Below are 14,589 nucleotides of genomic sequence, written 5' to 3' on the forward strand. Positions count from 1 at the left end.
GCGGGCGCCAGGAGAACCCTCATGAGCCAAGGCCAGTTCGTACTCGGCGCCTTTATCCCCGGGACCCTCAGCGGCAGCGCCTGGCGCCTGCCGGAGGCACCGCTGGACACCTTCCGCAGCCTCGAGCACTACCAGTACATCGCCCGCAAGCTGGAGGCCGGGCGCTTCCACTCGCTGTTCTTCAACGACACCCTCGACGTCAAGCTCGACCTGGCCCTGCAACGCGGGCCCAACAGCGTGCGCTGGGACCCGCTGATCCTGGCCCCGGCGCTGGCCGCCAGCACCCGCCATATCGGCCTGATCGCCACCGCCAGCAGCACCTACAACGAGCCCTACAACGTGGCGCGCAAGTACGCGGCGCTGGACCACCTGAGCGGCGGCCGCGCCGGCTGGAACCTGGTCACCTCCCTCGGCGGCGGCGAGAACTTCAACCGCCAGGAGCATGTCGAGCATGACGACCGCTATGCCCGCGCCGAGGAGTTCTACGACGTGGTCAGCGGCCTGTGGGACAGCTGGGCCGACGACGCCTTCGTCCAGGACAAGGCCAGCGGCACCTGGCTGGATATCGACAAACTGCATGTGCTGGATCACCAGGGCGAGCACTTCCAGGTGCGTGGCCCGCTCAACGTCTCGCGCTCGCCGCAGGGTCATCCGGTGGTGGCCCAGGCCGGTGCTTCGGTAGCCGGGAAACGTCTCGCGGCGCGGGTTGGCGAGCTGATCTTCACCGCCCAGCACACCATCGAGCAGGGCCGGGCGTTCTATGCGGAGACCAAGACGGCGGCGGCCGGCTTCGGGCGTGGCGCGAACGCGTTGAAAATCCTCCCCGGAGTCTCTCCCGTGGTCGGCAAGACCCTCGCCGAAGCCCAGGCCAAGTACGACCGTCAGCAGGAACTGCTGGAACCCAAGGCCTTCCTCAGCTCCATCTCGAAGTTCGTCAGCCTCGGCTACGACCTGTCCGAGCTGCCCTTCGACGAGGTAGTGCCGCTGCCGCCCGAAACCTTCACCACCAACACCCACCAGAGCCGGCAGAAGCTGATATTCGATCTGATCCGCCGCGAGCGCCCGACGGTGCGCCAGTTGTTCAACCAGCTCACCTCCGGTGGTCATCGCATCCTCATCGGCACCCCCGAAAGCATCGCCGACGACTTGCAGGCCTGGCATGAAGCCGGTGCTGCCGACGGTTTCAACATCATGTTCAGCGGCCTGCACTCGGCCATCGATGACTTCGTCGACGGCGTGGTCCCCGAGCTGCAACGCCGTGGCCTGTTCCAGCGCGAATACGCCGGCACCACGCTGCGGGAAAACCTCGGCCTGCCCTACCGCAAAAACCGGTTCTTCTAAGGAGCGTCCATGTTTCGACCCCTGGCAATCCTGGCCATCGCCGTGGCCCTGGCCGGCTGCGACGGCAAGCCTGAACAACAGGCCGCCACCGGCACCCCGGCGCAACCCAAGCCTGGCGGTGTGCTGCGCGTAGCCTTCGACGGCGACCCCAACTGCATCGATCCGCAGCAGGCCGGCAACAACACCGCGCTCAACGTTGGTCGGCAACTGGTGGACTCGCTTACCGATCAGGACCCGCAAAGCGCCGAGATCCTGCCCTGGCTGGCCGAGCGCTGGGAGGTCAGCGAGGATTCGCGGCAGTTCAGCTTCCATCTGCGCGAGGGCGTGACCTTCGCCGATGGCAGCCCGCTGGATGCCGCAGCGGTGAAGGCCAACTTCGAGGCCATCGTCGCCCTCGGGGCCCGAGCACAACTGGCAGGGACCTATCTGGCTGGGCTGGAATCGGTGGAAGTCACCGGGCCATTGAGCGTGCGCATTACCTTCAAGCAGGCCAACGCCCAGTTCCTCCAGGCCAGTTCCACCATGAGCCTCGGGCTATTTTCCCTCGAGACCCTCAAGCGCAGTGCCGAGGAGCGTTGCCAAGGTGCGCTGGTAGGCTCCGGACCGTTTACGGTGAAACGCTTCGACCACAACAAGCTGGTGCGGATCGAGGCCCGGCCCGACTACAACTGGCCCTCGTCCATTGCCGAGCACCAGGGCCGTGCCTGGCTCGACGCTATCGAGTTCCACATTCTTCCCGAATCCGGGGTACGCCTGGGCAGCCTGCTGTCCGGGCAGATCGACGTGAACACCAGCGTGCCGGTGCAGGACGAAGCCGTGTTGGAAGCCCAGGGCGTGCCGTCGATCAACCGGCCCAACCCGGGCATCGTCTTCAGCCTGACGCCGAATGTCTCGCGGGCGCCGCTGGATGAACTGGCCGTGCGCCAGGCGCTGAACAAGGCCATCGACCGCAGCCAGTTCCAGGGGGTGATTTCCCGTTACCAGAAGCCGGCCTCCTCGGTGCTGGCGACCAGCACGCCGTATTACCAGGACCTCAGCAGCCACCTCGCCTACGACCCGCAGGGCGCGGAAAAGCTGCTGGACGATGCCGGCTGGCACAAGGGCGCCGATGGCTGGCGCCAGCGCGACGGCAAGCGCCTGGGCTTCGCCCTCGACTACTGGCAGGCCACCACCCCGGTGCTGGAACTGGTACAGCAGCAACTGCGCAAGGTCGGCGTCGAGCTGCGCCTGAACAAATCCACCATCGGCCAGGTCAGCCTGCAACAGACCTCCCTCGACTACAGCCTGTGGTTCTTCAACCTGACCCGCGCCGACCCGGATGTGCTGCGCACGGTGTTCCTGTCTTCCGGGCGCAACGTCAATGTCCGCGGGCCGCTGCCGCTGGACCAGTTACTGCTGGACTCCGCCGCCAGCCTCGATGCGCAGAAGCGTGGCACGCTGATCCAGCAAGCCAGTGCCGAGTTGCTGGACCAGGGCCATGTGATCCCGCTGGTGGAGGCGGCAACGGTGACCGCCTTCCGCGACGCAGTGCGCGGCCTGCATTACGAGGCCTCGACCCGCCTGCAGTTCTATGACACCTGGCTGGTGCAACCATGAACAGCTCTCCATTCTGGCGCCTGGGTCAGGCCCTGCTGGTGCTGTGGGCGGCCTTCAGCCTGTCGTTCGCCATTCTCTACGCGCTGCCGGGCGATCCGGTGGCGATCCTCCTGGCCCAGAGCGGCGAGCCGGGTGCGGTGGACCCGGCGCAGGTAGCCGAGCTACGCGCCCGCTATCACCTCGACGGCAGCCTCTGGCAGCAGTACGGCGGTGCGCTGTGGCGGTTGTTGCAGCTGGACCTCGGCGTATCGTTGCAGACCGGCAAGCCGGTCGCGGCGGCCCTGGCCGCGGCGCTCCCGGCGACCCTGGCCCTGGCCTTTTCCGCCCTGCTGATCGCTGTGCCGCTGGGGATCGGCGTGGCACTGGCGGCCCATCAAGTGCGTCGTCGCCCAGTACAGGCAGCGCTGCACAATGCCCCGGCGCTGGTGGTGTCGCTGCCGACCTTCTGGGTCGGCCTGCTGTTGCTGCAACTGTTCTCCTTCCGCCTGCACTGGCTGCCAGCCATGGGCGAGCACGGTATCGCCAGCCTGGTGCTGCCGGCCGTCACCCTGGCCTTGCCCTGCGCGGCGATGATCGCCCAGGTGCTCGGGCGCTCGATTGCCAGTGTCAGCCAGCAGCCCTTCGTCCAGGCCTTGCGCAGCAAGGGCGTGGGCCGCTGGCAACTGTTGTGGCGGCATATTCTGCACAACGCTTCGATTCCCCTGCTGAGCCTGACCGGCACCCTGCTGGGCAACCTGCTGGCCGGGGCGGTGGTCACCGAGACGGTGTTCTCCCGCGATGGCGTGGGCCGCCTGGCCCAGGCGGCGGTGGCCAGCCAGGACATCGCCGTGGTCCAGGGCGTGGTGCTGCTGGCGGCGACCCTCTATGTGCTGACCAACCTGCTCACCGACCTGCTCTATCCGCTGCTCGACCCACGCATTCGCCAAGGGAGCCGACCATGATCCTGCAACCTGCCCTTTCGCCGTCGGTTTCACTGCGCTACTGGCCCGGCTTTCCAGTGGCGCTGAGCCTGCTGCTGTTCCTTGTCCTGCTGGGCTGGGCGTTCTTCCCGGCGCTGTTCAGCAGCGCCGACCCGCTGCTCGCCGACCCGACCCAGACCCTGCGCGCGCCCTCGGCACAGCACTGGTTCGGGACCGATCACCTGGGCCGCGACCTGTATGCGCGCTGCGTGCATGGGGCTGCGCTGTCGTTGCAGGCAACCGCCATCGCGGTGCTGATCGCCCTGGTGGCCGGCACCCTGCTCGGCGGTATCGCCGGCTGGTTTGGCGGTGTCGCTGATCGGGTCCTGGCGGTGCTGGTGGAAGTCTTGATGGCGATTCCGGCGCTGCTGTTGGCGATGGCCATCGTCACGGCCCTGGGTTTCGGCACGCTGGAGATTGCCATCGCCGTCGGCCTGTCCTCCGTCGCGGTGTTCGCCCGGCTGGCCCGCGGCGAAGTCCTGCGCTGGCGCAGCCGGGTGTTCGTCGAGGCGGCGCAGGTGGTAGGCGTCGGGCCCTGGACCAACCTCTGCCGGCATGTCCTGCCCCATGCGGTCGGCCCCCTGCTGGCGCTGGCGGCGCTGGAGTTCGCCAGTGCGGTGCTGGCGGTATCGGCCCTGAGCTTCCTCGGCTTCGGTGCACCGCCGCCGCAACCGGAATGGGGCCTGCTGATCGCCGAGGGGCGCAACTACATGGTCGCCGCCTGGTGGTACACCACCCTGCCGGGGCTGGTGGTGGCGGGCGTGGTGCTGGCGACCCAGCAGCTTGGCCGCGGTCTGCAACGTCTTCAGGGAGAACGCTCATGAGTGCGCCGCTGGTTCGTATCCGTCAGTTTGGCGTCGAGTATCCGGGGGCGACACAACCCGCTGTGGCGGAGCTGGACCTGGAGATCGCGGCGGGCGAGATCGTCTGCCTCGTCGGTGAGTCCGGTTCCGGCAAGTCGACCACGGCGGCGGCGCTGGCCGGGTTGCTGCCGGAGTCGGCACGCCAGCAAGGACAGCTGTGGTTGCAGGGCCAGGCCCTGGACAGCCTCGACGAACGCGCCTGGCGCCAGCGCCGGGGTCGGCGGGTGGGCTTCGTGCCGCAGGACCCGGGGACATCGCTGGACCCGGTGAAGACCATCGGCGCGCAAGTGGTCGAGGCCATGACCGTGCATGGTGTGCCCTTGGCCGAAGCCCGTCCGCGGGCGTTGAAACTGCTGCGGGAAGTCGGCCTGAAGGCAGCGCAAACCCTGCTCAGCCGCTACCCTCATCAACTGTCTGGCGGCATGTGCCAGCGGGTGTTGATCGCCATCGCCCTGGCCAACGACCCGCCGCTGCTGATCGCCGACGAACCGACCAGCGCGCTGGACGTCAGCGTGCAGCGGCAGATCCTCGATCGCTTGCAGCAACTGGTGCGCGAGCGTGGCAGCAGCCTGTTGCTGATCACCCATGATCTGGCGGTGGCGCTGGACCGTGCCGACCGGATCCTGGTGATGCGCCATGGGCGCCTGCTGGAAAGCGGCACCCCGGCGCAGCTGTGGCATACGCCGGAGCATCCCTACACCCGCCAGTTGCTCCAGGCGTCGCCGCTGGCCCGTTTGCAGCAGCGTCGGGTGGCGCCAGCGGTGAGCCGGGAGCTGCCGCTGTTGCAGGTCACCAGCCTGCACCGGCGCTTCGACAGGCAAGGGCCGGCGGCGGTGGATGACGTCAGTTTCAGCCTGCAACGGGGCACGACCACCAGCCTGGTGGGTGAATCGGGCTCGGGTAAATCCACTACGGCGCGGATCATTCTCGCGCTGGAGCAGGCCAGTGCCGGCAGCGTGCGTTTCGACGGACTGGAGGTGCTGGGGGCCAGCCGGCGCGATCTGCGCGGCTATCGGCGGCGGGTGCAGCTGGTTTACCAGAATCCCTATGCGGCGCTGGATCCCCGGCTGGATCTGCTGGCGATCGTCAGCGAGCCGTTGCAAGCGTTCGGCATAGGTCAGCGGCAGGATGACCGGGCGCGGGTGCTGGCGTTGCTGGAGCGGGTCGGCCTGTCGGGGGATCTGCTGCATCGGCGCCCTGCCCAGCTCTCTGGCGGGCAACGACAGCGGGTGGCAATCGCCCGGGCGCTGGCGGTGGAGCCGGAGTTGCTGGTGCTGGATGAACCGCTGTCGGCACTGGATGCGCCGGTGCAGGCCCAGGTGCTGGACTTGTTGCAGCGCTTGCAGCGGGAGCTGGGGTTGACCTACCTGTTCATCTCCCATGACCTGGCGACGGTGCGCGGGATCAGTGACCAGGTGCTGGTGATGAGCCAGGGTCGGTTGGTGGATCAGGGGGCCACCGAAGAGGTGTTCGGGCGGCCGGGGAGCGAGTATACGCGGCGGTTGCTGGAGGATATGCCGGGGCGGGCGGTGCCACTGGCTGAAGTGCAAACGAGGGCGGTCAGTCTATGAGCATCTGCGGCTTGCACAAACCCCTGTGGGAGCTGGCTTGCCAGCGATTTGGCCCTACCTGGCAACATCATTGCCCAAGCCGGCCTCATCGCTGGCAAGCCAGCTCCCACAGGGTCTGTGCAAGCCTGGATGCCCTCATTCGGTCTTCATCATCCCCACCAATACCCCATTCTCCACCGGCCGGCTCAGCAGATACCCCTGCACCTCATGACACTGGTCGGCACTGAGCAGATCCAGTTGCCGCTCGGTTTCCACCCCTTCCGCCGTGACCGTCATGCCCATGGCGTTGCCCAGGTTGATGATCGCCTGCACCACGCTACGGTCGCTGTCGCTCTTGCCCAGGGCCTGGACGAAGCGCTTGTCGATCTTGATGCTGTCGAACGGGTAGGTGCGCAGATACCCCAGCGATGAATAACCCGTGCCGAAGTCATCCATGTTCAGGCGCACGCCCAGTTCCTTGAGCGCCGTCATGGTCGCCAGGGCATTCTCGATATCGTTGAGCATCACGTTCTCGGTGATCTCCAGCTCCAGCCGATGGGCCGGCAGGCCGCTGTCGAGCAAGGCGTCGCGCACATCGCGGACCACGTTGCTGCGGGTGAACTGGGCCGGCGACATGTTCACCGAGACCATCACCGGCTGCGGCCAGCGCTTGGCCGTGGTACAGGCCTCGCGCAGGACCCAGTTGCCCAGTTGCACGATCAGCCCCGACTCCTCCGCCAGCGGGATGAATTCGTCCGGCGCCAGCAGCCCACGCTGCGGATGCTGCCAGCGCACCAACGCTTCCACCGAGGCCACGGTGACCCCGTCGATCAGGAAGCGCGGCTGGAAATGCAGGACCAGTTGCCCCTGCTCGATACCCACGGCCAGCTCCCGCTCCAGGGTGCGCTTGCCTTGCAAGGCATCGTTCATCTGCGCCGAGAAATACAGCCAGGTGCCCTTGCCGGCGGCCTTGGCGTTGTACAGGGCGATATCGGCGTACTTGATCAGGTCCGTGGGCTGTCCGCCATGCTCGCGGGACAGCACCACGCCCAGGCTGGCGTCGATATGCAGGTGCTGGCCGTCATGCTCGATGGGGCGGCGCAGGGCCTCGACGATCCGCTCGCACAGGGCATCCACCTCCTCCCGCGCGCCCGGCCGCGCGACCACCAGGACGAACTCGTCACCCCCGAGCCGGGCCACCAGGTCGCTGTCCCGGGTGATGCGCCCCAGGCGCCGGCCGACTTCGATCAGTACCGCGTCACCGGCCGGATGGCCAAGGTGGTCGTTGATCGGCTTGAAATTGTCGAGGTCGAGGAGCAGCACCGCCAGTTCCGTCGCACCGTCCAGCAATATCTGTTCGAGAAAGGCGAACAGCTTGTTGCGGTTGGGCAGGCCGGTCAGGGCGTCGTGCTGGGACAGGTGCTGGATGCGCGCGTGGGCCGCGACCTCGTCGGTGATATCGAAACTGGTGCCGCGATAGCCCTGGAGCTGGTCGTGATGAAACACCGGCCGCGCGGAAAGCCGGCAGATGCGCTGCTGGCCGAGATGATCACGGTACTGGCAGCGCAGGCTACCGGTGCCGTTGGTGTTCGCCAGTTGCGCCAGCCAGTGCTCCAGATGCCCGGTGTCACAGCTCATCAGATGGGTGAAGGGCCGGCCCAGCCAGTCTTCCACCGGATAACCGGTCAACTCGGCAAAACGCCCGGACAGGTAGGTGAGCTTCAGCCGCGAATCGGTTTCCCAGATCCAGTCCGAGGCAGCTTCAGCCACGGCCTTGAAGCGCTCCTTGCTGATCTGCAGGGCTTCGCGGGACTCCACCAGCTCGTGGTAATTGCGGTCGTTGCGCGCGCTGACGTTGAGGGCCTGACGAGCGAAGGCGACCATGGCCAGGAGAATCAACAGGGTCGCCAGGGCCAGCGGCGGCATCACGGTCAGCGCCAGCTCGCTGCCGGGACGCTCCACCGGCCAGGCCAGCCAATAGCCGCTGTCGTCCATGCGCATGCGGCCTTGCCCGGGCAGGTCGTCACCCCGCGAAGTGACCGCGAACGAGGCCAGGCCGACGCTGGCGGCCATGGGTTCCAGCACTGCCGGCGTCAGCGGGCGGATGAACACCAGTACCCGCTGCGGGCCGGGCACGTGATGGGGCAACTGTGGTGGACGAATGACGGCGGCGCTGAACAACGCGGGGGCATCGCGAAAACGGATATAGCCTGAAGCGGCCTGATCATCGCGCAGCGCCTTGCGCGCTTCGCCGAGGATCCGTTGCCTGGCCGGGCTGAGGGCCTCCAGCGGTTGATCGCTGAGCTGGCCGTCGAGCATGGCGTAGCTGGTGGTGTTCTCGTCGATGACGAAGACCCCGGCGAAGCCATCGTTGCTGTACAGCGTCGGGCCGACATTGTCCTCGGCGTAGGCCCATTGGTGGTTATTGCCGACGCCCAGCTCGTCGTAGGCCGCCTGCCAGAAGGCGTTGGAGAGCAGGTAGCTGTTCTGCGATTTTTCCAGGCTCTGCTGGACCGAGCTGGCGAGAAAGGCACTGCGCAACGCCTCGCGCTCGTCGAGGGAGACCACGATGCGGTACAGAGACGCCAGGCCGACGGCGAGGATCAGCAGGATGGCTCCGGAAAAACCGAAGATCAGTTGCCGGGTCAAGCGGCTGCGGCTTGCGGGGGTGGATGTCTTCCCTGATTGCATGCGTGTCCTCGTTGGCCGGAGGTTGCGCGTTACTCCAAAGGTCTACCTGAACACTGATGAGCGAAAGGTCCCCGCTGTTCAATCCGGGCGACAGGCGGACACCCGAAGCGGTCATTAGCTTAGGCCCCGAAAGTCTTTCACAGCCGCATTCCAGAGCCCTATCGGTGTATGGGTATCTACACATCTTTTGATGCGAGAAGGCCCTTCAGTAGACTGCATCAGGGCTGACAGGTGCTTGTCATGACTTTTCCAGCGCCCTTGAGATCGAGCGCCGCCCGCGCGGCGCATCGCCGGCAACGCCGGCTCCCACATTTGTTGCAACGTACCTATGCCTGACAGGCCATAGTGATCGCCTTGTTTGTACGACGCGATACCGCGTCGTACCCAACAGCCTCCCCGCGATACATCGCCGAACATCCAAAGGCTGGCAAAGGAGATCTCACAGGCCATGGCGCGTTGCAACAAATGTGGGAGCCGGCGTTGCCGGCGATGCGCCGCGCGGGCGGCGCTCGATCTGGAGAACGCTGGAGATCTGTCGGCTTGCGCCTTGTGGCCATCATGCGGTCTCTCGACAAACGACCCGGGGTCAGCACTGATCGTCGGAAAAGATATGTAGATACCCATGCCAGTCGGTGACAAGCAATATCTGATCCCCAAAAAGCCCGAAGGCCGCATCAGCGGCCTTCGGTTGTCCCTCTACTCCTCCCCGTCCGGGTTGATATCCGGATCGGCATTGCCGCTCTTCTGCCCGAGTGGGTCGATGTTCTGCGGATTGCCCGGGTCCTGGCGCTGGTCGATACCCGGCGCCGGGGCCAGCTGCAGCACTTCGCTGGTATAGGCCCATTCCCGCTCCACCGCCGCCGGATCGTCGTTCAGGTGCGTGCCGTAGCTGGGGATGATCTGCTTGAGCTTTTCCTGCCAGGCCGATGAAGCGAGGCGGTCCTTGAACACCTTCTGCATCAGGTCGAGCATGATCGGCGGCGCGGTCGAGGCACCTGGCGAGGCGCCGAGCAGGCCAGCAATAGTGCCGTCCTTGGAAGTCACCACCTCGGTACCGAGCTTGAGGACGCCACCCAGTTGCTCATCCTTCTTGATGATCTGCACCCGCTGCCCGGCCTGCCACAGGCGCCAGTCTTCCTTCTTGGCATGAGGGAAGTAGGTCTGCAGGGCGGCGAAACGATCGTCGTCGTTCTGCATCAGTTGACCGATCAGGTATTTGACCAGGTCGAACTCGCGCACCCCGACCCGCACCATCGGCCAGGTGTTATGCAGCGACATGCTGGCGAACAGGTCGAGCAGCGAGCCCTCCTTGAGGAACTTGGTAGAGAAGGTGGCGAACGGCCCGAACAGGATCACCCGCTTGCCATCCAGCACCCGGGTGTCCAGGTGCGGCACCGACATGGGCGGCGCACCGGTTGAGGCGATGCCGTAGGCCTTGGCCATGTGCTTGAGGGCGATGTCCTGGTTGTCGGTGACCAGGAACGAGCCGCCCACCGGGAAGCCGGCATAGTCCTTGGCCTCGGGGATGCCGGATTTCTGCAGCAGCGGCAAGGCCGCGCCACCGGCGCCGATGAACAGGAACTTGGCGTCGGTGCTGGTTCTGGTCCCGTCCTTGAGGTTCTTGTACTCGACCCGCCAGGAGCCGTCGGCGTTGCGGGTGATGTCCTCGACCTCGCTGTTGAGCTTGAGGCTGAAGTTCTGCTGTTTCTGCAGGTAGCCCACATACTGCCGGGTGATCTCGCCGAAGTTGACGTCGGTGCCGATCGGCGTCCAGGTCACCGCCAGCTTCTGCTGCGGATCGCGGCCTTCCATCATCAGCGGCACCCATTTGGCGATCTGCGCCGGGTCTTCCGAATACTGCATGGGGCGGAACAGCGGGCTCTTCTGCAGGGCTTCGTAGCGGCGCTTGAGGAAGCTGATGTTGTCATCGCCCCAGACGAAGCTCATGTGCGGCGTGGTGTTGATGAACGAGCGCGGGTTGTTGAGCACGCCGTTCTTCACCTGCCAGGCGAGGAACTGGCGGGTGATCTGGAACGACTCGTTGATCTCCACCGCCTTGGTGATGTCGATCTTGCCGTCCTTCTCCGGGGTATAGTTAAGTTCGGCCAGGGCCGAATGCCCGGTACCGGCGTTGTTCCAGCCGTTGGAGCTTTCCTCGGCGACCTTGTCCAGGCGCTCGACCATTTCCATCGACCAGCCCGGCTCCAGCTCGTTGAGCCAGATGGCCAGGGTCGAGCTCATGATCCCGCCGCCCACCAGCAATACATCGACTTTCTTTGGCTCGGCGGCCTGGACGCTGGTAAAGCTGCATGCCAGCGCGAAGCCGACCAGCGCACCTCGCCATTTGATCCCGTTATTCATCTCTTCTCCCACGAGGCGAGCCCCGGTGTGATTGGCTTGAGTTCCCTGCCCGATGGACCGACTGCCCGCCCTTGTGCACGCAAGGCGCGTGGCTCGACGGCGGGACGAAGGTTTCGAGGCCCGCCATCGACGAACAGTTCAAAGGTTAGCTGAGACTCCCGGTATTGCCGGGCTGCAGCGTCCCTCCCAGTAGCACGAACGACACCCGCCAGCCTTTAGTCGTCATCTGCAGAACATCAAGAAACCTTGATGCTGGCCGCAGCAATCATGAATTTTTCCTGACCCAAGCCCGGCATACCCTGTGCCGGAACCTCGAGTGCCCCCAGAGGCACCGGATCTCGATAACAATTCCAATACCTGCCGAGGATCCCCCATGTCCGTTCCGTCCAATCCCGACGAGCACCTGCTCGCCAGCCATGGCTACCGCCAGGAGCTGGATCGCGGCCTGAGCCTGTGGTCGTCGTTTTCCGTGGGCTTCGCCACCATCTCTCCCGTTGTCGGCATCTATTCGGTGATGTCCCTCGGCGCCATCAGCGTCGGGCCGTCCTGGGTGTGGATCGTGCCGCTGTGCCTGCTGCTGCAACTGAGCGTGGCCCTCGTGTATGCCGAGCTGTCCTCGCAGTTTCCCCTGGCCGGCGGCTGCTACCAGTGGGTGCGCCGCCTGGTGGGTGACCGCCTGGCCTGGTTCACCGGTTTCCTCTACCTGGCGGCGGCGCTGGCCTCGCTGACCACCGTGGCCTACCTCGGCGGCTTCTGGCTCGGCCTGCTGCTGTTCGACGAACCGCCCTCGGCCAATGCCCAGGTGGCCTGCGGGGCGGCATTGCTGGCGCTGGGCCTGGGGGTGAACCTGCTGGGCATCAACCCGCTGAAGTACTTCGTCAACGCCGGGATCTTCGCCGAGGCCATCGCCTCCATCGGCATCGGCGTGCTGTTGCTGCTGTTCTTCCGCAATCACTCGTTCGAGCTGCTGTTCACCAGCATGGGCGCGGAAAGTGCCTCCGGGGGCTCGTATTTCAGCGGGTTGCTGACCGCCATGGCCGTGTGCGGCTGGGCCTTCCTCGGCTTCGATGCCTGCTCGCAACTGTCCGAGGAAACCACCGATGCGCGGGTGTCCACGCCACGGGCGATCCTGCGCTCGATGCTGGTGGTGGGCTTGACCGTGATGCTCACCGCGTTTGCCGTGACCCTGTCGTTCAAGGACCCGGCCGCCGTGGTCAGCGGGCAGATCATCGACCCGGTCACCCCGGCAGTGACCGATGCCTTCGGCGCCTGGGCCGAGCGGCCTTTCGTCGCCATCGTGCTGATCGCCTTCGTCGCCTGCGTGGTCTCGGTACAGACCTATATCGGCCGAGCGATCTTCGGCATGGCCCGGGACGGCATCCTGCCGGCGTCGGGGCTGCTGCGCCGGGTCGACAAGCGCAAGGTACCGATGGCCGCGATGATCGGCAGCACCCTGCTGGCCAGCCTCGGCCTGGCCCTGGGCCTGAACGCCACCGCCGTGGGCACCCTGATCGCCTTTGGCAGCGGCGGCTTCTTCTTTGTCTTCCTGATCGTTACCGTCAGCGCCCTGTATGCCCGTCTCAGCGGGCGCTGGGATCCGGCCAAGGGCGCCTTGCAGTTGGGGCGCAAGGGCCTGGCGATCAACTGTTTCGCTGTGGTCTGGCTGCTCTTCGAAGCGATCAACGTGGCCTGGCCGCGGGAATTGCTGGCGCCACCTGGTGCGCCGTGGTTCCAGGTCTGGGCGGTGGTGCTGGTGTTCTCGGCGCTGGCCCTGTTCGGCCTGGGCTACCTGGCAATCGCCAAGCCTCATCGGCGGATCGCCACCAGCCTCAGCTTTGCCGGTCGCGCCGTCGACTGATCCCCTTCCCTTCCTTGTCCCGTCACCGGTGTGCTGGCCGGCGGGACGAGGCATGCCTGAAAACAGGAATTGAGCATGATTCATTACTGGAACTACCCCACCGAAATCTTCTGCGGCGTCGATGCGCTGAGCGTGCTGGCCGAGCGTTGCGCCCTGGCCGGGATGCGCCGGCCGTTGCTGGTGACCGATCCCGGCATGCTGGAGCTGCCACCGCTGCGGGCGGTGCGTGAGCATCTGCAGGCAGCGGGCGTCGTTTACGCGCTGTTCCATGGGTTGTCGGGCAACCCGAGCCTGGAGCAAGTCCGCGCCGGGGCCGAGGTTTTCGCGGCGGGCAAGCATGACTCGCTGATTGCCCTGGGGGGTGGCAGCGCCCTCGACGCGGCCAAGGGTATCGCCCTGCTCAGCCGCGATCCGCAGGGGCTCGAGCGTTTCGAATGGGCGCAGATGCTGGAGCATTATCCGACCCTGGCCGATTACCCGGCCTTGGACCTGCCGCCGCTGATCGCCATTCCCACCACTGCCGGTACCGGCTCGGAGCTGGGCCGCGAGGCGGTGCTGACCGATACCGCGCAAGGCGTGAAGAAGGTGATCGGGCACCGCGAATTGCTGGCCCGCAGCGTGATCCTCGACCCGCGCCTGACCGCTGGCCTGCCGGCGAAACTTACCGCGGCCACCGGCATGGACGCCCTCACCCACCACCTTGAAGCGCTGTTCTCGCCGCTGTGCCATCCGATGTCGGCGGGGATTGCCGTGGAAGGTGTGCGGCTGGTTCGCTTGCATCTGGAGAATGCCGTGCGTGATGGCAATGACCTGGTTGCCCGGGAAGGCATGCTGATTGCCTCGGCCAGTGCGGCCGTGGCTTTCCAGAAAGGCCTGGGAGGCGTGCATGCCCTCGCCCATCCGCTTGGGGCGCGGCATCACCTGCATCACGGGCTTCTGAATGCGGTGTTGCTACCCTATGTGCTGGTGGCCAATCGCAGTGCCATCGAAGGGGATGCAGCGCGGCTGGCGCGGTATCTGCAGCTTGAGGACAGCAGCTTCGATGGATTGCTGGCCTGGGTACTGGAGTTGCGGGCGCGGGTGGGGATTCCGGCGACGCTGGCCGAGCTGGGGTTGAGTGGCGAGGATGCAGCGTTGATAGGTGAGCTGGCGGTGGCGGATATCTCGTCGTCGGAGACCAATGCGCTGGCGCTGGGGGCTTCGGACTATGCGCGGATCTATCGGAATGCGGTGGGTGGGTTTCTAAAATAGATTTGTAGTGCTGCTACCGGCCTCATCGCTGGCAAGCCAGCTCCCACAGGTTCACCAGTGTTCTTGAGAGCACCGCTGTACCTGTGGGAGCTGGCTTGCCAGCGATGAGGCCCGGGAAA

The 14,589-nt window shown here is 65.9% G+C and carries 9 protein-coding genes; 7 read left to right on the plus strand and 2 right to left on the minus strand.

The window, feature by feature from the left end:
• Nucleotides 1–21: 21 nt before the first annotated feature.
• From AC2CQI_RS07265 to AC2CQI_RS07285, 5 genes are read left to right on the plus strand one after another with little or no spacing between them, the layout of a single operon-like run.
• A complete protein-coding gene (locus AC2CQI_RS07265) occupies nucleotides 22–1,341 on the plus strand; it encodes an LLM class flavin-dependent oxidoreductase (protein WP_075802313.1) in 1,320 nt (439 codons plus the stop codon).
• 9 nt (nucleotides 1,342–1,350) lie between these two features.
• The gene (locus tag AC2CQI_RS07270) at nucleotides 1,351–2,937 is read left to right on the plus strand and encodes an ABC transporter substrate-binding protein (protein WP_484579712.1); all 1,587 of its coding nucleotides are present in this window, start codon (nucleotides 1,351–1,353) and stop codon (nucleotides 2,935–2,937) included.
• Complete coding sequence (locus AC2CQI_RS07275; RefSeq protein WP_484579713.1) at nucleotides 2,934–3,878, plus strand: ABC transporter permease; 945 nt, start codon at nucleotides 2,934–2,936, stop codon at nucleotides 3,876–3,878. Before AC2CQI_RS07270 ends, AC2CQI_RS07275 begins: the two co-directional genes overlap by 4 nt.
• Entirely contained in the window at nucleotides 3,875–4,720 is an 846-nt protein-coding gene (locus AC2CQI_RS07280) for an ABC transporter permease (RefSeq protein ID WP_484579714.1), read from the plus strand. The genes AC2CQI_RS07275 and AC2CQI_RS07280 overlap by 4 nt, the downstream gene beginning before the upstream one ends.
• Complete coding sequence (locus AC2CQI_RS07285) at nucleotides 4,717–6,330, plus strand: dipeptide ABC transporter ATP-binding protein (RefSeq protein ID WP_484579715.1); 1,614 nt, start codon at nucleotides 4,717–4,719, stop codon at nucleotides 6,328–6,330. Before AC2CQI_RS07280 ends, AC2CQI_RS07285 begins: the two co-directional genes overlap by 4 nt.
• Before the next feature lie 135 nt (nucleotides 6,331–6,465).
• On the opposite strand, the gene AC2CQI_RS07290 is transcribed toward AC2CQI_RS07285, so the two are convergent.
• Both AC2CQI_RS07290 and mqo read right to left on the minus strand, forming a co-directional pair.
• Nucleotides 6,466–9,000, minus strand: a complete 2,535-nt coding sequence (locus AC2CQI_RS07290) for a bifunctional diguanylate cyclase/phosphodiesterase (RefSeq protein ID WP_484579716.1) — start codon at nucleotides 8,998–9,000, stop codon at nucleotides 6,466–6,468.
• A 696-nt stretch (nucleotides 9,001–9,696) separates the two neighbouring features.
• Complete coding sequence (gene mqo / locus AC2CQI_RS07295) at nucleotides 9,697–11,361, minus strand: malate dehydrogenase (quinone) (protein ID WP_484579717.1); 1,665 nt, start codon at nucleotides 11,359–11,361, stop codon at nucleotides 9,697–9,699.
• Nucleotides 11,362–11,734: 373 nt separating this feature from the next.
• Between mqo and AC2CQI_RS07300 the strand changes: the two genes are divergently transcribed.
• Together AC2CQI_RS07300 and AC2CQI_RS07305 are read left to right on the plus strand one after the other, a co-directional pair.
• Complete coding sequence (locus AC2CQI_RS07300) at nucleotides 11,735–13,219, plus strand: APC family permease (protein ID WP_075802306.1); 1,485 nt, start codon at nucleotides 11,735–11,737, stop codon at nucleotides 13,217–13,219.
• 69 nt (nucleotides 13,220–13,288) lie between these two features.
• The gene (locus AC2CQI_RS07305; RefSeq protein WP_484579718.1) at nucleotides 13,289–14,470 is read left to right on the plus strand and encodes an iron-containing alcohol dehydrogenase; all 1,182 of its coding nucleotides are present in this window, start codon (nucleotides 13,289–13,291) and stop codon (nucleotides 14,468–14,470) included.
• Nucleotides 14,471–14,589 lie beyond the last annotated feature (119 nt).

This window comes from Pseudomonas sp. P2S-1 (genome assembly GCF_057197725.1).

Coding starts and splice junctions, on each gene's coding strand:
- AC2CQI_RS07265 (WP_075802313.1), top strand. CDS start 22: ATGAGCCAAGGCCAGTTCGTACTCGGCGCCTTTATCCCCGGGACCCTC.
- AC2CQI_RS07270 (WP_484579712.1), top strand. CDS start 1,351: ATGTTTCGACCCCTGGCAATCCTGGCCATCGCCGTGGCCCTGGCCGGC.
- AC2CQI_RS07275 (WP_484579713.1), top strand. CDS start 2,934: ATGAACAGCTCTCCATTCTGGCGCCTGGGTCAGGCCCTGCTGGTGCTG.
- AC2CQI_RS07280 (WP_484579714.1), top strand. CDS start 3,875: ATGATCCTGCAACCTGCCCTTTCGCCGTCGGTTTCACTGCGCTACTGG.
- AC2CQI_RS07285 (WP_484579715.1), top strand. CDS start 4,717: ATGAGTGCGCCGCTGGTTCGTATCCGTCAGTTTGGCGTCGAGTATCCG.
- AC2CQI_RS07290 (WP_484579716.1), bottom strand. CDS start 9,000: ATGCAATCAGGGAAGACATCCACCCCCGCAAGCCGCAGCCGCTTGACC.
- mqo (WP_484579717.1), bottom strand. CDS start 11,361: ATGAATAACGGGATCAAATGGCGAGGTGCGCTGGTCGGCTTCGCGCTG.
- AC2CQI_RS07300 (WP_075802306.1), top strand. CDS start 11,735: ATGTCCGTTCCGTCCAATCCCGACGAGCACCTGCTCGCCAGCCATGGC.